Source organism: Streptomyces sp. Edi2 (assembly GCF_040253635.1).
Classification (GTDB): domain Bacteria; phylum Actinomycetota; class Actinomycetes; order Streptomycetales; family Streptomycetaceae; genus Streptomyces.
Genome location: NZ_JBEJGX010000003.1, coordinates 2,836,594 through 2,854,208, shown reverse-complemented (window position 1 = coordinate 2,854,208; position 17,615 = coordinate 2,836,594). Strand labels below are relative to the sequence as shown.

The following is a 17,615-nucleotide window of genomic DNA, read 5'->3' as shown; positions in this document are numbered from 1 at the left end:
TCCCTCTGCAGACGCGAGTAGGTCGCCCGCGGGCACCACGAGCGGGCGTGCGCCCGGCGGTCCCGGACCGGAGATCACGGACCCGGCCGTGGTCCTGTGCCCGGTGGCCCGGCGCGCGTACGGTGAGGCACGGATCGGTGGCGGCGCGCCACAGTGGTCCCGTACGTGATCTTTGAAAGGGGCTGTCCCGATGGCACAGGAAGTGCGCGGCGTGATTGCGCCGGGGAAGAACGAACCGGTCCGGCTGGAGACCATCCTGGTGCCGGATCCGGGCCCCGGCGAGGCCGTGGTGAAGATTCAGACGTGCGGGGTGTGCCACACCGATCTGCACTACAAGCAGGGCGGCATCAACGACGACTTCCCGTTCCTGCTCGGGCACGAGGCCGCCGGCGTCGTGGAGTCGGTCGGCGCCGGGGTCACCGATGTGGCGCCGGGGGACTTCGTCGTCCTCAACTGGCGGGCGGTGTGCGGCCAGTGCCGCGCCTGTCTGCGGGGCCGCCCCCAGTACTGCTTCGACACCCACAACGCCCGCCAGAAGATGACGCTCAAGGACGGCACGGAGCTGACCCCGGCACTGGGCATCGGCGCCTTCGCCGACAAGACGCTGGTCGCCGCCGGGCAGTGCACCAAGGTCGACCCCCGGGTGGCGCCCGAGGCGGCCGGGCTGCTGGGCTGCGGGGTGATGGCGGGCATCGGCGCCGCGATCAACACCGGTGGCGTCGGGCGCGGCGACTCGGTCGCGGTCATCGGCTGCGGCGGCGTCGGCGATGCGGCCGTGGTGGGCGCGCGGCTGGCCGGTGCGGTCACGATCGTCGCGGTGGACATCGACGACCGCAAGCTGGAGACCGCGCGCTCCATGGGCGCCACCCACACGGTCAACTCCCGTACCGCCGACCCCGTCGAGGCGATCCGCGAACTGACCGGCGGCTTCGGCGCGGACGTCGTCATCGACGCGGTCGGCCGCCCCGAGACCTACCGGCAGGCGTTCTACGCCCGCGATCTGGCCGGCACCGTCGTCCTGGTCGGCGTCCCCACCCCGGACATGACCCTGGAACTCCCCCTCCTGGACGTCTTCGGCCGCGGCGGCGCCCTCAAATCCTCCTGGTACGGCGACTGCCTGCCCTCCCGTGACTTCCCGATGCTGATCGACCTGCATCTGCAGGGCCGGATCGACCTGGGGGCGTTCGTCACGGAGACCATCGGCATCGAGGACGTGGAGCAGGCCTTCGAGCGGATGCACGCGGGCGACGTCCTGCGTTCGGTGGTGACGCTCTGATGGCGGCCCGTATCGACCACCTGGTCACCTCCGGAACCTTCTCCCTCGACGGCGGCACCTGGGACGTCGACAACAACGTCTGGATCGTCGGCGACGACGACGAGGCGATCGTCATCGACGCCTCCCATGACGCCGACGCCATCCTCGAAGCCCTCGGCGGCCGGACGCTGCGGGCGATCGTCTGCACCCATGGGCACGACGACCACATCGACGCGGCCCCGGCGCTGGCCTCCCGCACCGGTGCCCGGATCCATCTGCACCCCGCCGACCTGCCGTTGTGGAAGATGACCCACGCGGACACCGCGCCGGACGCGGAGCTGGCGGACGGCCAGGTGCTGACCATCGCCGGTACGGATCTGACCGTGCTGCACACCCCGGGCCATGCGCCCGGCGCGGTCTGCCTCTACGCCCGCGAGCTGGGCACCGTTTTCACCGGCGACACCCTCTTCCAGGGCGGCCCCGGCGCCACCGGCCGGTCCTTCTCGGACTTCCCGACGATCGTGGCCTCGATCCGGGACCGGCTGCTGACCCTGCCGCCCGCGACCCAGGTCCGTACCGGACACGGCGACCCGACGACGATCGGGGCGGAGGCCCCGCATCTGGAGGAGTGGATCAAGCGGGGGCACTGAGGGGCGCGCAGCCACTGGGGCGGCGGGGGCGCTGGGGCGGCGGCGCGGGCCACTGAGGCGGCGCGGGGCGCTGGGCTGAACGAAGGCGCTGGGGGCGCGCGGGCCATTAAGGGCCGGGGCGGCCGCATCCCGTAAGGGTTGCGGACGCCCCTTGCGGGCCACAACGCGGCGGGGACGGAGGGTATTCCGACGGGGACGGAGGGTATTCCGGCGAGGGCGGAGGCATTCCGGCCGGTCGGAGGTTGTCCCTCGCCGGGCCTCCGCCTCCTCATGCCTCCCCGGCCGCCCGCTCCAGGATGCGGGCGGCCACCGCGGGGGAGTCCACCAGCGGATGCAGCGCCAGCGCCCGCAGCGCGGCGTCCCTGTCCTTGTAGACCGCCGCCTCCACCGTCGCCCGCTCCACCGCCTTGACCTGCAGCATCAGCCCCAACTGGTCCTCTCGCAGGGGCGCGCAGGGCAGCGGCCTGGCGCCCTGCGACGTCACCTCGCACACCGTCTCCACGATCGCGTCCGGCGCCAGCTGCGGCACCGTCGTCCCGTTGCGGACGTTGAGGATCAGCCGGGTCCCGCTGTCGCCCACGATCGCGTGCATCAACGCCAGCGCCACCCGGTCGTAGCCACCGCCCTCCAGGTCGTGGCTGTCGCGCTGCCAGCCGCCACTGGCCTCCCTGCTGTGCGCCATATACGTCTCCTCGCGCTCCAGCCGGGTGCGCTCCCACAGCTCGTACGCCCCCTCCGGGCCGCCGGCCGACGCGGCACGCTCGAAGAAGCCGCCCTGCTGCTGATCGAGGAATTCGCCGCGGGTCTCGGTGGTGTCCCGTACGGAGCCGAGGGTTTCGCGGCGGAAGTAGTAGTAGTGCAGATACTCGTTGGGCAGCGCGCCCAGGGTCCGCAGCCAGTCGGCGCCGAAGAGCCGGCCCTCCTCGAAGGAGCCCAGCGCGGCGTCGTCGGCGAGCAGCCCCGGCAGCAGCTCGGTGCCGTCCAGCGTCAACGACCGCAGCCAGCCGAGGTGGTTGAGCCCCACGTAGTCGTAGCCGACCCGGCCGGTCCCGTCGAAGGCCGCCGGGTCCACGCCGGCCGCCCGTGCCGCCCGGCGCACCAGCCCCACCGGCGAATCGCAGATCCCGATGACGCGGTCGCCCAGCACCTGGGACATCGCCTCGGTGACCGTGCCCGCGGGGTTGGTGAAGTTGATGACCCACGCCTCCGGGGCGAGCGCCGCGACCCGCTCGGCGATGTGCAGGGCCACCGGGACCGTCCGCAGGCCGTAGAGGACACCGCCCGCGCCGACCGTCTCCTGGCCCAGCACCCCCTCGGACAGCGGGATCCGCTCGTCGCGTATCCGCCCTGCCGTGCCGCCCACCCGGATCGCCGAGAAGACGAAGCCGGCCCCGGCCAGCGCGTCGTCCAGCCGCTCCTCGACCCGTACGGGCACCGGCGCCGGATGCCCCCGCGCCAGCCGAGTCAGCACCTCGGCGATCACCCCCACCCGGCGCGGATCGGTGTCGTGCAGCACCACCTCGGAGACGGCGTGTGCCGGGTCGTCCAGCAGCGCGCGGTAGACCAGCGGCACCCGGAAGCCGCCCCCGCCCAGAATCGTCAGCCTCATGGGGCGGAACGTACCGCAGCATCAGGCACACTGGCGGCACGTGCCGATACGAGAGGAGCGAGCACGGTGAGCAGCCGACGCGATGACCTTTTGCCCGCGGGACCGGCCGCAGTGCCACCGGCCCTCGATCCGCTCGCAGCGGTGCGCGCCGACGGAGACCCGCACACCGACGTCTACCTCACCGGCACCGTCTTCCTGGACATCATCTTCACCGGCCTGGACAGCGCCCCCGTCCGCGGCACCGAATCGTGGGCCCGCGGCATGGGTTCCAGCCCCGGCGGCGTCGCCAACATGGCCACCGCGCTGGCCCGGCTCGGCCTGCGCACCTCCCTCGCCGCCGCGTTCGGCGACGACCACTACGGCGAGTACTGCTGGGAGGCGCTGGAACAGGGCGAGGGCATCGACCTGGCGCTGTCCCGCACCGTCCCCGGCTGGCACTCCCCGGTCACCGTCTCCATGGCGTACGAGGGCGAGCGCACGATGGTCTCGCACGGCCACGAGGCGCCGCCGCCCGACTACACCTTCGACGGCAAGCACGCCCCGGGCTGCCCGCCGCCGTCCCGCGCCTGCGTCGCCTCGCTGGTACCGGGCCGCCGGGAGGGCTGGCTGGGCTGCGCGGCCGGCCGCGGCAGCCGGATCTTCGCTGATGTGGGCTGGGACGACACCGGCCGCTGGGACCCGGCCGACCTAGCCGACCTCGAACACTGCGAGGCGTTCCTGCCCAACGCCGAGGAGGCGATGCGCTACACCCGCACGGACTGCCCGCGCGCCGCCGCCCGCAAGCTCGCCGACCGGGTGCCGCTTGCCGTGGTCACGCTGGGAGCCGAGGGGGCCTACGCGGTGGACGGGCGGACCGGCGAGAGCGCCGAGGTGCCCGGCATCGCCGTGGAGGCGCTGGACCCCACGGGCGCCGGCGATGTCTTCGTCGCCGGATTCGTCACCGGCACCCTCGCCGACTGGCCGCTCGCCGACCGGCTCGCCTTCGCGGGGCTGAGCGCCGCGCTGTCCGTACAGGAGTTCGGCGGCTCGCTGTCCGCACCCGGGTGGGCCGAGATCGCCGGCTGGTGGCAGCAGGTGCGGGGCTGCGAGGCGGGTGCGCCGGGCGCGCTGCGCCGCCAGTACGCCTTCCTCGACGAGGTGCTGCCCGCGGCCTACCGGCCCGCCCCGCTGGCCCGCGCCGTCCCCACGATCGGCTTCCGCCGCCCGGCCTGAGCGCGGCCCGGCCTGCGGACCGGGCCCGGGGCCGATGAGGCCGGGGCCGATCGGGCCGTCCGGCCGCGTCCCGGCCGCCCCCACGCCCACCCCTGGCAGGAAAAGGCCTCGGGCTTGTCGGTGCCCCGTCGTACTCTTGTATCCCAAGGAGTCGAGTGCAGGTCATTGCAGGCAGGCACCTCATACGAGCAAAGGATGGGGGTTGAGCAGGCCACCGAGCCGCCCCATGACGCAGACACCCACGCAACCGCAGGCGCGCGCCCAGTTCACCGTCCCGGCCAAACACCCGATGGTCACGGTCCTGGGATCCGGAGACTCCCTTCTGCGCGTGATCGAAAAAGCCTTCCCGGCGACCGACATCCATGTCCGTGGCAACGAGGTCAGCGCTGTCGGCGACGCCGCCGAGGTCGCCCTCGTCCAGCGCCTTTTCGACGAGATGATGCTGGTGCTCCGCACCGGACAACCGATGACGGAGGACGCAGTGGAACGCTCCATCGCCATGCTCCGCGCGGCGGAGGACGGCGAGGGAGCGGCGAGTGAGACACCCGCCGAGGTGCTCACCCAGAACATCCTGTCCAACCGCGGGCGCACGATCCGGCCCAAGACCCTCAACCAGAAGCGCTATGTCGACGCCATCGACGAGCACACCGTGGTCTTCGGCATCGGGCCGGCCGGCACCGGCAAGACCTACCTCGCGATGGCGAAGGCCGTGCAGGCGCTGCAGGCCAAGCAGGTCAACCGCATCATCCTGACCCGCCCCGCCGTCGAGGCCGGCGAACGCCTCGGCTTCCTGCCCGGCACCCTCTACGAGAAGATCGACCCGTATCTGCGCCCGCTCTACGACGCGCTGCACGACATGCTCGACCCCGACTCCATCCCGCGCCTGATGGCCGCGGGCACGATCGAGGTCGCTCCGCTGGCGTATATGCGCGGTAGAACGCTTAATGACGCGTTCATCATCCTCGACGAGGCGCAGAACACGAACCCCGAGCAGATGAAGATGTTCCTCACCCGCCTCGGGTTCGAATCGAAGATCGTCATCACCGGCGATGTCACCCAGGTCGACCTCCCCGGCGGCACGAAGAGCGGTCTGCGCCAGGTCCGGGACATCCTGGACGGCGTCGACGATGTGCATTTCTCCCTGCTCACCAGCCAGGATGTGGTCCGTCACAAGCTGGTCGGCCGTATCGTCGACGCCTACGAGAAGTACGACAGCCGCAACGGCACATGAGCCCCGGCCGGCCGGGACCACCGGCCGGCCCGCGCCCGGCACACAGAAGCGAGAAGCAACTCCCCCATGTCCATCGACGTCAACAACGAGTCCGGCACGGATATCGACGAGCAGTCCATCCTGGATGTCGCCCGCTACGCCGTCGCCCGGATGCGTATCCACCCGCTCTCCGAGCTGTCCGTGATCGTCGTGGACGCCGAGGCCATGGAACAGCTCCATCTCCAGTGGATGGACCTGCCGGGCCCGACCGACGTCATGTCCTTCCCGATGGACGAGCTGCGTCCGCCGGCGAAGGACGACGAGGAGCCCCCGCAGGGACTCCTCGGTGACATCGTGCTCTGCCCCGAGGTCGCCAAGAAGCAGGGCGAGGAGGCCCCGACGGGGCACAGCATGGACGAAGAGCTCCAGCTGCTCACCGTCCACGGCGTGCTCCACCTCCTCGGCTACGACCACGAAGAGCCGGACGAGAAGGCCGAGATGTTCGGCCTGCAGGCGGCGATCATCGACGGCTGGCGGACCGAGCAGGGCCTGACCGGCCCCTCGCCGGCCCCCACCGTGACCTGACGGGACGCTGCGATGACCACCCAGCTGATCGCGGTCGCGGTCCTGCTCGTCGTGATCGCCTGGCTCGCCGCCTGCGCGGAGGCCGGCCTGGCCCGGACGACCAGCTTCCGGGCCGAGGAGGCCGTCCGCTCGGGGCGCCGCGGCAGCGCCAAGCTCGCCGCGGTCGCCGCCGACCCCACCCGCTACCTCAATGTCGCCCTGCTGGTGCGGGTCGGCTGCGAGATGGCCGCCGGTGTCCTGGTCACCTACGCCTGCCTGCGCTCCTTCGACAAGACGTGGCAGGCGCTGACCGTCGCCATCGCCGTGATGGTGCTGGTCTCCTATGTCGCCGTCGGCGTCTCGCCGCGGACCATCGGCCGCCAGCACCCGCTGAACACCGCGACCGCCGCCGCCTATGTGCTGCTGCCGCTGGCCCGCATCATGGGCCCCGTCCCGCCGCTCCTGATCCTCCTCGGCAACGCCCTCACCCCCGGCAAGGGCTTCCGCAAGGGCCCGTTCGCCTCCGAGGCCGAGCTGCGCTCGCTGGTCGACCTCGCGGAGAAGGAGTCGCTGATCGAGGACGAGGAGCGCCGGATGGTGCACTCCGTCTTCCAGCTCGGTGACACCCTCGTCCGCGAGGTGATGGTGCCGCGTACGGACCTGGTCGCCGTCGAGCGCTTCAAGACCATCCGCCAGGCGCTCACCCTGGCCCTGCGCTCCGGCTTCTCGCGCATCCCGGTGACCGGCGAGAACGAGGATGATGTCGTCGGCGTCGTCTACCTCAAGGACCTCGCCCGCAAGGTCCACATCAGCCGCGACGCCGAGAACGAGCTGGTCTCCACGGCCATGCGCCCCGCCGTCTTCGTCCCCGATACCAAGAATGCCGGTGATCTGCTGCGCGAAATGCAGCAGGACCGCAATCATGTCGCGGTGGTCATCGACGAATACGGCGGCACCGCCGGTATTGTCACTATCGAGGACATCCTGGAAGAGATCGTCGGCGAGATCACCGACGAATACGACCGGGAACTGCCGCCCGTCGAAGACCTCGGCGACGGCCGCTATCGCGTCACCGCCCGGCTGGACATCGGCGACCTCGGCGAGCTGTACGGCCTGGCCGAGCTGGACGACGAGGATGTCGAAACGGTCGGCGGACTGCTCGCCAAGCTCCTCGGCCGGGTTCCGATCGCCGGCGCCACCGCCGAGGTCGACCTCTCCGAGGACGCGTCCGACCCGGGCCTGAAGGCGCTCCGGCTGACCGCGGAGTCCCCGGGCGGCCGCCGGAACAAGATCATCACGGTGGTCTGCGAGCCGGTGCGTCCCGAGGGCGCGAGCGCGTCGGAGGGGCCCTGGGAGGGCGGTCGTTCCGCCGGCTGAACGTATGCGGAATTCATTGCGTAATTTCGTGTGAGGGCGGGAATTTTCTTCGCCGCCGAACTCCACAAGGCTACTTATCTCCAGTGCACCGGAAATGTTCTGCAAGTCATTTCCAGTGGGGCTGGATTCTGTCGTGTGCCGCATGGAAAGATCTTCTGGCGGTCGCTGGAAGCGCGGCCGCCGTGCGTGAGGGAAATCGTCACAGAGATCTTCCCGCGCAGGCTGCCCCGGAGCGGGGGACCGGGGCAGCCACCTCTCCCTTCCGCCGCGGGCTGCCTGCGCATCGTCCGCGGCCCCGGGCCGACCGCCCCCTTTTCCGCCGCCGTCCGCGGCCCCGCATATGCTCGCCCGTATGAGCGAAGCCGCACCGCTGGACCCGGAAGACCGCAAGATCATCACGCTTGCCCGCTCGGCGCGGGCCCGTAACGGCGTGCCCGAGGGCGCCGCCGTCCGCGACGAGACCGGCCGCACCTATGTCGCCGGCACCGTCGCCCTGGACTCGCTGCAGCTCAGCGCGCTGCAGACGGCCGTGGCGATGGCCGTCGCCAGCGGGGCCACGTCCCTGGAGGCCGCGGCCGTGGTCACCGACGCCGAGCGCGCCGCCGACGCGGACCGTGCGGCCGTACGCGACCTCGGCGGGCCCGCGACGCCCGTCCTGGTCGCCGGCCCCGACGGCACCCTGCGCAGCGCCGTCCCGGCGGGGGACGCACCGGCCTGAGCGCGGGAGCCTTGGAGGGCGGTGTACGGGCGTCGTACGGACAATGCGCGGACGGCGTACGGACGGCGTGCGGGGGCGGCCCACCGGATGCGGCCGCCCGACCGTGGCCGGCCGCCCCGTACCGGCCCGCGGCGGCTCCGGCCGCCCCGTACCGCCCGCCCGTACCGGCCCCCGCGGCCGGTTGGTCGGAGCCGCGCCCGGGATCGGGGAGAATGGGCGCCATGAGCGTTCGTACAGAGTCCTCCGCCGCGCACCGCGCCGGCTTCGCCTGCTTCGTCGGCCGCCCCAACGCGGGCAAGTCCACCCTTACGAACGCTCTCGTCGGCACGAAGGTGGCCATCACCTCCAACCGCCCGCAGACCACCCGCCACACGGTCCGCGGCATCGTGCACCGCCCCGAGGCGCAGCTGGTCCTCGTCGACACCCCCGGTCTGCACAAGCCGCGCACGCTGCTCGGCGAGCGGCTGAACGACGTCGTGCGGACCACCTGGTCCGAGGTGGACGTGATCGGCTTCTGTCTGCCCGCCGACCAGAAGCTCGGCCCCGGCGACCGCTACATCGCGGCGGAGCTGGCCGGCATCAAGAAGACCCCCAAGGTCGCCATCGTCACCAAGACCGACCTGGTCGACTCCAAGGCGCTGGCCGCCCAGCTGATCGCCATCGACCAGCTCGGCAAGGAACTGGGCATCGAGTGGGCCGAGATCATCCCGGTCTCGGCGGTCGGGGACACCCAGGTGGCGCTCCTCGCTGACCTGCTCGTGCCGATGCTCCCGGAGAGCCCGCCGCTCTACCCCGAGGGCGATCTCACCGACGAGCCCGAGCAGGTCATGGTCGCCGAGCTGATCCGCGAGGCCGCGCTGGAGGGCGTCCGCGACGAGCTGCCGCACTCCATCGCGGTGGTCGTCGAGGAGATGCTGCCGCGCCAGGACCGCCCCGCCGACAAGCCTCTCCTCGACGTCCACGCGAATGTCTACATCGAGCGCCCCAGCCAGAAGGGGATCATCATCGGCCCCAAGGGCAAGCGCCTCAAGGAGGTCGGCTCGAAGTCCCGCAAGCACATCGAGGCACTGCTCGGCACGCCGGTCTTCCTGGATCTGCACGTCAAGGTCGCCAAGGACTGGCAGCGCGACCCGAAGCAGCTCCGCAAACTGGGGTTCTGAGCCGCTCTGGCCTCTGGGCCGGCCCGGTCCGGCTCCCGGCCGTGGGTGCCACGGCCCCGTACGGGGCCACGCCCCGCAGCGCGCCGCGGCCCTCAGGCCACGCCCCGGATCCGGCGTACCAGCAGCGCCCCCACCAGCCCCACCGCCGCCGCGACGGCGTACAGCATCCGGAAGCCGCCGAGGTGATGGACGATCGGCGCGGCCAGCGCGGGGGCGGCCACCTGCGGCAGTGCGTTGGCGATATTGATGACGCCCATGTCCTTGCCGCGGTGCGCGGCGGCCGGCAGTACCTGCGTCATCAGCGCGAAGTCGACGGAGGTGAAGACGCCGAAGCCGACGCCGAGCAGCGCCGCGGCGCACAGCGCGCCCGGCCAGGTCTGCCATCCGGCCAGCAGCCCGGTCGCCACCGTCATGATCACCCCGGACCACAGCACGAACGGCTGCCGCCGCCCGGCCCGGTCCGACCAGAACCCGCCGACCACGACCGTGCCCAGCAGGGTCACGCCGTTCACCGCGGTCAGTATCAGCACCCCGCCGCCCGGGTCAGGGCGGTGCAGCACGTCGCGCAGGTAGTAGAGCAGGTACAGCAGGGCCAGTGCGTTGCCCAGGTTGATCAGGAACCGGGTCAGCCAGGCCCACCCCAGATCGGGATACCGGCGCGGACTGATCCAGAACCCGGCGGCCAGGGCCCGTACGCTCAGCGCCGGGCGCCGTCCGGCCGGCAGCACCGGATCCCGGTGCAACAGCACATACGGGAGGGTGCCCAGCACCACGAAACCGGCACAGGCCAGATAGCCCGCGGCCACTCCTCCCGCGGCCACGCCCCCTGCGGCCACCCCTCCCGCCGCCGTCGCCAGCCCCGTGCCGGCCACCACGCCCAGGATCTGCGCGGCACCCAGCCAGCCGCCCACCGCCCCGCGCTGCCGCGGCGGCACCCGGTCGGGTACCGCCGCGGTGACCGCCGCGAAGGCCGCATTGAGGGTGAGCTGCACCAGACACCACCCCAGCACCATCACCGCCACCGTGCCCGCCCCGGCCAGCAGCACCAGCGACCCGGCCCCGCCCAGCACCCCCACGGCGATCCACGGCGTACGCCGCCCGAACCGCGAGGCCGTACGGTCCGACAGCGCCCCGAACAGCGGGTTGGACACCATGGAGACGACGGCCCCCGCCCCGGTCACCCACGCCAGCACCGATTCCTTCGGCGTTTCCGGCGGCGCGAGCTGCGCGGCCTGCAGCGCCAGCAGGATCTGCAGCGGCCCGTACCACCCGACCCAGATCGCCCCGTTGGCCAGCGACAGCGCGGCGGTCCACGCCCGCCCGGCCTGCTGCGACGGCTCCGCAAGCGCCTCGGGAGCCGGGCCGCTCATCCCCGGGCCTGCTCCCGCAGCACGCCTTGCAGCCAGTGGTAGGAGGCCTTGGGCGTCCGCTCCAGGGTCGCGTAGTCCACGTGCACCAGCCCGAACCGCCGGGCGTACCCCTCCGCCCACTCGAAGTTGTCCAGCAGCGACCACACGAAGTACCCGCGGACATCGACGCCGGCCGCCATCGCCGCATGCAGCGCCCGCAGATGCCCGTCCAGGAACGCGATCCGCTCCCGGTCCTCGACGCCCTCGTACGAGCACCCGTTCTCGGTGATCACGACGGGCGGCAGCCGGTCCCCGTACCGCTCCCGGAAGGACACCAGCAGCTCGGTCAGCGCCCCGGGCACCACCGGCCACCCGAAGTCGGTGCGGGGGTAGCCCTCGATCTCCCGGGGCGCGAAGGGAAGTTCGGGCGGCAGCCGGATCCCGCCGAAGTCGGCTGCCGCGGTACCGTCCGCGCCCGGGGCGCCCACCAGCGTCGGCTGGTAGTAGTTGATCCCGTACCAGTCCAGCGGCTGCCCGATCACCTTCAGGTCGTCCGCGACCGGGCCCGGCAGCAGCGCCGCCAGCTCCTCGTCCGGATACCGGCCCAGGAGCACCGGCTCCGCGAACAGCCGGTTGAGCAGCAGGTCGTACAGATCCGCCGCCGCGGTGTCCGCCTCCGACGCACTCGCGGTCCAGGTCGGACCGTGGGAGTTGGCGATCCCGATGCTCCGCGCCCCGCGGGCCCGCAGTGCCTGCACGGCCAGCCCGTGTCCCAGCAGTTGATGGTGCGCGGCCGGCAGCGCCTCGAACAGCAGCTGCCGGCCCGGCGCATGCTGGCCCAGCCCGTAGCCCAGCAAGGTCACCTCGGCGGGCTCGTTGAGCGTGATCCACCGCTCCACCCGGTCCCCGAGCCGCCCCGCCACCACGTCCGCATACGCCGCGAAGCGCTCGGCGGTCTCCCGCCGGAGCCAGCCGCCGCGCTCCTCCAGCGCCTGCGGGGTGTCCCAGTGGAAGAGCGTCGGCACCGGTGCGACCCCCGCCGCCAGCAACGCGTCCACCAGCCGGTCGTAGAAGTCCAGCCCCGCGCCGTTGACCGCCCCGTCCCCGTCCGGCACCACCCGTGGCCAGGCCACCGAGAACCGGTACGCCCCGACCCCGAGCTCCCGGAGCAGCCCCACGTCCTCCCGGTACCGGTGGTAGTGACCGGTTGCCACCCGGGCGTCCGACCCGTCCTTGATCCGCCCGGCCTCCGCCGCGAACACATCCCACACGGACCGCCCGCGCCCCCCGTCCGCCACCGCCCCCTCGATCTGCGCGGCGGACGTGGACACCCCCCAGACGAAGTCACGGGGGAAGCGGGGCAGCGCGTCGGACACCGGTTCGCTCGTCATGCCACCGGATCTTTGTAACCGGCGGTAACAGTGTCAAGGGGCAAGCGGCGGCGGGAAGTTGCATGCCGCGCCGGCCTGGCCCGGGCGGGGGCGGGACCTGGTGGTGCCCCTGGCCCTTACGCCCCTTCCTTCATCACCTTGGTGATCAGCTTGCGCTGCTCGTCGGTGAGGCGGGGGTCGGAGCAGTAGACCGTCCGGCCGTCGACCGTGATCTGGTAGCTGAAGCCGTCCGGGACTCCGACGGGGGGCTCGGTGCGGGCGGTGGCGACGGCGTCCTTGGCCAGGCTCTGCCAGTCCTCGGCGTCCGGGCGGCCCGAGGTGTCGACCTCGGCGCGGCGGTCGACGCCCGCAAAACCGCCGGTGCGATGAACGTGAATGCGCATAACGACTCCTCCGACGTCCTCCGACGGACTTCTACCCCGTACGGCCACGCTAACCGTGCGCGGGGCGGCCGCGCCTGCCGGCGCCGCCCGCCCCGCGGACCTCGTGGCGCCGCTACTTCGGGGTCACGCCGACCTGGGTCCAGGCCTTGACCACGGCCTCGTGCTCGTCGCCGGCCCCGAAGCGGGCCTGGGCGGCCTTGACGGTCAGGGCCGCGAAGTCGGCGAACTGCGCGTCCGAGGAGAGCTTGCCGCCGGTCAGGACGTCGTACCAGACCTGCCCCGCCCGCTCCCAGGCCTTGCCGCCGAGGGCGGTGGCGGCCAGGTAGAAGGCGTGGTTGGGGATGCCGGAGTTGATGTGGACGCCGCCGTTGTCGTCGGTGGTGCGGACGTAGCCCTTCATCGTGGCGGGCTGCGGGTCCTTGCCCAGGACGTCGTCGTCGTACGCGGTGCCCGGGGCCTTCATCGAGCGCAGCGCCTTGCCGGTGACGTTCGGGCCGAGGAGGTCGGCGCCGATCAGCCAGTCGGCCTGGTCGGTGGTCTGGCCGAGGGCGTACTGCTTGATCAGCACGCCGAAGACGTCGGAGACGGACTCGTTGAGGGCGCCGGGCTGGCCCTCGTAGGTGAGGTTGGCGGTGTACTGCGTGACGCCGTGGGTGAGCTCGTGGCCGATGACGTCGACGGGGATGGTGAAGTCCTTGAACAGGTCGTTGTCGCCGTCGCCGAAGACCATCCGCTCGCCGTCCCAGAAGGCGTTGTCGTACTTCCGGCCATAGTGGACGGTGGCGTTGAGCGGCAGGCCGGCGCCGTCGATGGACTTCCGGCCGTAGATCTTGAGGTAGAGCTCGAAGGTGGCACCGAGACCGGCGTGGGCGCGGTTGACGGAGGCGTCCTTGACGGGGCCGTCCGCCTCCGCGTGCACCTTGTGACCGGGCAGGTTCTCCTGGTGCCTGGCGTCGTAGACGGTGCGGTTCGGCTTGCCGGGGGCGGCGCCGGGTTCTCCCGGGGTCAGTCCGCCCCGGGCGGCGATCTCGCGGCGCTCGGTCCGCCGTACGTGGTCGTGCTCCAGGGTGCGGCGGGCGGGCTCGTGCCGCTCCGGGTCGTCGGACTGCGCCAGGTTGTCGAGGATGTGCGGCGGGATGATCGTGCAGAAGACGGGCGTGTGGCCGGTGGCGGGAACTGGCTGCGCGTCGTTGAGGTCCATGCACAAAAGGTGGCACTGTGTAATGCGGCTGTCACTGCCTGCGGCCGAAATTCCCGAAAAAGTGTGGTTGGTCGCATTTGGGGAACAAAGTCCGCCCGGTCCCGCATACTGATACGCGACCGCCCTCCAGGGCCGACCTCGGCTAAGGTGCTGTGCATCATGCGTTTCGGGCTGCTTCTCCTTAGCTGCCGCGGTGAGGGCCTGTAGTCGTAGGCCGACCCCCTCCCCGCGGAGTTCGGTGTTGCGATGTTTTCGCCCCGTCGGCCCTCCCTGACTCCCAGGAGCAGGGGGACCCCCAGCGGACACACGAGGAGCCCCACGCACCATGACGAATCCGTCGAGCCCCGCAGGCCATCCCGTCGGCCGGCCCACCCCGGTCACCAGCGCGACGCAGCTGCAGCGGCCCTCGGGCATGCCGGTCCACAAGTACGGCCGTTACGAAGCCGTCGACATCCCCGACCGCACCTGGCCCGACAACCGCATCACCGCCGCGCCCCGCTGGCTCTCGACCGACCTGCGGGACGGCAACCAGGCGCTGATCGACCCGATGTCGCCGGCCCGCAAGCGCGAGATGTTCGACCTGCTGGTACGCATGGGCTACAAGGAGATCGAGGTCGGCTTCCCGTCGTCCGGTGAGACCGACTTCGCCTTCGTCCGCTCCATCATCGAAGAGGGCGCGATCCCCGAGGACGTGACGATCTCCGTCCTGACGCAGGCCCGCGAGGAGCTGATCGAGCGCACCGTGGAGTCGCTGCGCGGCGCCCACCGGGCCACCGTGCACCTGTACAACGCCACCGCGCCCACCTTCCGCCGGGTCGTCTTCCGCGGCTCGAAGGAGCAGGTCAAGCAGATCGCCGTGGACGGCACCCGGCTGGTCATGGAGTACGCCGACAAGATCCTGGGCGACGAGACGATCTTCGGCTACCAGTACAGCCCGGAGATCTTCACCGACACCGAGCTGGACTTCGCGCTGGAGGTCTGCGAGGCGGTGATGGACGTCTGGCAGCCCGAGGAGGGCCGCGAGATCATCCTGAACCTGCCCGCCACCGTGGAGCGTTCGACGCCGTCCACCCACGCCGACCGCTTCGAGTGGATGTCGCGCCACCTGTCCCGGCGCGAGCACGTCTGCCTGTCCGTGCACCCGCACAACGACCGGGGCACCGCCGTCGCCGCCGCCGAGCTGGCGGTCATGGCGGGCGCCGACCGCATCGAGGGCTGCCTGTTCGGCCAGGGCGAGCGCACCGGCAACGTCGACCTGGTGACGCTGGGCATGAACCTGTTCTCCCAGGGCGTCGACCCGCAGATCGACTTCTCGCAGATCGACGAGATCCGTCGCACCAGCGAGTACTGCAACCAGATGGAGATCCACCCGCGCCACCCCTACGCGGGCGATCTGGTCTACACCGCCTTCTCCGGCTCCCACCAGGACGCCATCAAGAAGGGCTTCGACGCCATGGAGGCCGAGGCCACCGCCGCCGGCAAGACCGTGGACGACATCGAGTGGGCGGTCCCGTACCTGCCCATCGACCCCAAGGACGTCGGCCGCTCCTACGAGGCGGTCATCCGCGTCAACTCGCAGTCCGGCAAGGGCGGTATCGCCTACGTCCTGAAGAACGACCACCACCTGGACCTGCCGCGCCGGATGCAGATCGAGTTCTCCCGGATCATCCAGGAGAAGACCGATACCGAGGGCGGCGAGATCACGCCCACCGCCATCTGGTCCGCCTTCCAGGACGAGTACCTGCCCAACCCGCACAACCCGTGGGGCCGTATCCAGGTCAGGAACGGCCAGACCACCACCGACAAGGACGGCATCGACACCCTCACCGTCGAGGCCGAGGTGGACGGCGCGGAGACGGTGCTGACCGGCACCGGCAACGGCCCCATCTCCGCGTTCTTCCAGGCGCTGCAGGGCCTGGACATCGACGCGCGGCTGCTGGACTACCAGGAGCACACCATGAGCGAGGGCGCCTCCTCGCTGGCCGCCTCGTACATCGAGTGCGCGATCGGCGACAAGGTGCTGTGGGGCATCGGCATCGACGCGAACACCACGCGCGCCTCGCTGAAGGCCGTCGTCTCCGCCGTGAACCGCGCGGGCCGCTGACCCGGCAGCCGCACCGTTCCGCACCACCCGTTCCGCACCACCCGTTCCGCACGCGCCCCCGTCGCTCTCCCCGAGCGGCGGGGGCGCCGTTGTGCGACCCCGCCACCTGATGGTGGGGTTTGAATCCCCTTTGCATCACAGTCAGTAAGCACATCAGTACGTTTGGTGACGGGCGTTCGTCGGACAGGCCGCGACGCCGGACACCAAGGACGTGCAGATGAGCAGACACGGCATGCCCGCACTCTCCCGGCTCCTCGTGGCGGCGACCGCCTCGCTGGCCGTGGTGGCCGCAGCCTTCGCCCCGGCGGCCTCGGGCGCCCCGGCCCGGGCCGCGGACCGGCCGGAGTACGTGGCGCTCGGCGACTCCTACAGCGCCGGGGTGTTCGTCCGCCCCTGGGAGGAGGACGACGGCTGCGGCCGCTCCGCGCGCAACTACCCGCACCAGGTCGCCCGTCAGCTGGGGTTCCACCTGACGGATGCGACCTGCGGGGCCGCCGAGGTGGTCGACGGGGTCTTGGGACCCCAGCCGGCCGCCAAGATCTACGGGCCGCCGTCGATCCCGCCGCCGGGCGGCTGGTCCGATCTGCCCCCGCAGGTGGAAGCGCTGTCCCCCACCACCGACTACGTCACCGTCGGCATCGGCGGCAACTCCCTCGGCTTCGGGTCCATCGTGAGCACCTGCCTCGAACTGGGCATCACCAAGCCCCTGCAGACCAAGCCCTGCACCGACCACTACACCGGCGGGGGCGAGGGGGCGAGCTGGCTGGAGGAGCGGTTCGCGCAGCTCGACGCCGACTTCGCGCACATGATGACGGTGATCCACCGGCGCGCACCGCAGGCGAGGATCGCCGTCGTCGGCTACCCCGCCATCGTCCCGGACAGCTCCGGCTGTTCGTTCCTGCACTGGAACCAGCTCGGCAGCGTCAAGAAGGGCGACATGCCCTGGCTGGACGGGCTCGAAAAGCGTCTGAACGGGCTGCTCCACCGGCACGCCGAGGAGCACGCCGCGCTCTATGTCGACACCTACGGGCCCAGTGTGAACCACGGGGTGTGCCGGAGCGGGGACGCGAAGTGGATGTACGGCGTCCGGGACAACCTCACCGGTGACGGCGACCAGACCGACACGCCGTCGGAGCTGTGCAAGACCATCCCCGGCTCCGGCGAGGCCTGCACCTTCGTCCACCCCAACGCCCGCGGCCTGGACAACCAGGCACACCAGGTGACCCGGGCCCTGATGACCTCGATGGGGTGACGGGGAACCCGGTGCGCTCCCGCCGCACCCTCACCGTTTTGGCCAAGCCGGGACCGCGGCGCCACCGGGGCCCGCAACCGCCTCACCCGCCGCCCGCCTCCTCGTAGCCACGCGGTTCACAGCGCCCGCAGGCCTCTGCCCCGCCCGTACCGGGGGCAGAGGCCTTCGTCATCCGGCCAG

The 17,615-nt window shown here is 71.7% G+C and carries 15 protein-coding genes; 10 read left to right on the top strand and 5 right to left on the bottom strand.

Going from position 1 to position 17,615, the window contains the following annotated elements:
* Window positions 1-190: 190 nt before the first annotated feature.
* Window positions 191-1,276, top strand: coding sequence for an S-(hydroxymethyl)mycothiol dehydrogenase (locus tag ABR737_RS16070; protein ID WP_350250864.1), 1,086 nt, complete (start codon window positions 191-193; stop codon window positions 1,274-1,276).
* A complete protein-coding gene (locus tag ABR737_RS16065) occupies window positions 1,276-1,905 on the top strand; it encodes an MBL fold metallo-hydrolase (RefSeq protein ID WP_350250863.1) in 630 nt (209 codons plus the stop codon). The genes ABR737_RS16070 and ABR737_RS16065 overlap by 1 nt, the downstream gene beginning before the upstream one ends.
* Before the next feature lie 268 nt (window positions 1,906-2,173).
* On the opposite strand, the gene ABR737_RS16060 is transcribed toward ABR737_RS16065, so the two are convergent.
* A complete protein-coding gene (locus ABR737_RS16060) occupies window positions 2,174-3,514 on the bottom strand; it encodes a 6-phospho-beta-glucosidase (RefSeq protein ID WP_350250862.1) in 1,341 nt (446 codons plus the stop codon).
* 66 nt (window positions 3,515-3,580) lie between these two features.
* Between ABR737_RS16060 and ABR737_RS16055 the strand changes: the two genes are divergently transcribed.
* From ABR737_RS16055 to era, 6 genes are all read left to right on the top strand, one after another.
* Complete coding sequence (locus ABR737_RS16055) at window positions 3,581-4,726, top strand: carbohydrate kinase family protein (RefSeq protein ID WP_350250861.1); 1,146 nt, start codon at window positions 3,581-3,583, stop codon at window positions 4,724-4,726.
* 226 nt (window positions 4,727-4,952) lie between these two features.
* Complete coding sequence (locus tag ABR737_RS16050) at window positions 4,953-5,957, top strand: PhoH family protein (protein ID WP_350250860.1); 1,005 nt, start codon at window positions 4,953-4,955, stop codon at window positions 5,955-5,957.
* 66 nt (window positions 5,958-6,023) lie between these two features.
* Window positions 6,024-6,521 carry an rRNA maturation RNase YbeY gene (gene ybeY / locus ABR737_RS16045; RefSeq protein WP_350250859.1) on the top strand — a complete coding sequence of 166 codons (498 nt, stop codon included), beginning with the start codon at window positions 6,024-6,026 and terminating at the stop codon, window positions 6,519-6,521.
* 12 nt (window positions 6,522-6,533) lie between these two features.
* Window positions 6,534-7,877: a hemolysin family protein gene (locus tag ABR737_RS16040; protein WP_350250858.1), complete on the top strand. Its 1,344-nt coding sequence runs from the start codon at window positions 6,534-6,536 to the stop codon at window positions 7,875-7,877.
* A gap of 352 nt (window positions 7,878-8,229) precedes the next feature.
* Window positions 8,230-8,595, top strand: coding sequence for a cytidine deaminase-like protein (locus ABR737_RS16035; protein WP_350250857.1), 366 nt, complete (start codon window positions 8,230-8,232; stop codon window positions 8,593-8,595).
* Between the two features lie 212 nt (window positions 8,596-8,807).
* Entirely contained in the window at window positions 8,808-9,755 is a 948-nt protein-coding gene (gene era, locus ABR737_RS16030; RefSeq protein ID WP_502964329.1) for a GTPase Era, read from the top strand.
* Window positions 9,756-9,847: 92 nt separating this feature from the next.
* Here the strand turns inward: era and ABR737_RS16025 are convergent, their stop codons facing one another.
* From ABR737_RS16025 to ABR737_RS16010, 4 genes are all read right to left on the bottom strand, one after another.
* Complete coding sequence (locus ABR737_RS16025) at window positions 9,848-11,125, bottom strand: MFS transporter (protein WP_350250855.1); 1,278 nt, start codon at window positions 11,123-11,125, stop codon at window positions 9,848-9,850.
* On the bottom strand, window positions 11,122-12,495 hold the full coding sequence (locus tag ABR737_RS16020) for a GH1 family beta-glucosidase (protein WP_350250854.1): 1,374 nt from the start codon (window positions 12,493-12,495) through the stop codon (window positions 11,122-11,124). The genes ABR737_RS16025 and ABR737_RS16020 overlap by 4 nt, the downstream gene beginning before the upstream one ends.
* A gap of 116 nt (window positions 12,496-12,611) precedes the next feature.
* Entirely contained in the window at window positions 12,612-12,878 is a 267-nt protein-coding gene (locus ABR737_RS16015) for a protealysin inhibitor emfourin (RefSeq protein ID WP_350250853.1), read from the bottom strand.
* Between the two features lie 112 nt (window positions 12,879-12,990).
* A complete protein-coding gene (locus ABR737_RS16010) occupies window positions 12,991-14,079 on the bottom strand; it encodes a M4 family metallopeptidase (protein WP_350250852.1) in 1,089 nt (362 codons plus the stop codon).
* A 325-nt stretch (window positions 14,080-14,404) separates the two neighbouring features.
* Between ABR737_RS16010 and leuA the strand changes: the two genes are divergently transcribed.
* Together leuA and ABR737_RS16000 are read left to right on the top strand one after the other, a co-directional pair.
* Window positions 14,405-16,183: a 2-isopropylmalate synthase gene (gene leuA, locus ABR737_RS16005; RefSeq protein ID WP_350250851.1), complete on the top strand. Its 1,779-nt coding sequence runs from the start codon at window positions 14,405-14,407 to the stop codon at window positions 16,181-16,183.
* A 217-nt stretch (window positions 16,184-16,400) separates the two neighbouring features.
* Window positions 16,401-17,435, top strand: coding sequence for an SGNH/GDSL hydrolase family protein (locus ABR737_RS16000; protein WP_350250850.1), 1,035 nt, complete (start codon window positions 16,401-16,403; stop codon window positions 17,433-17,435).
* The last annotated feature ends 180 nt before the right edge of the window (window positions 17,436-17,615 follow it).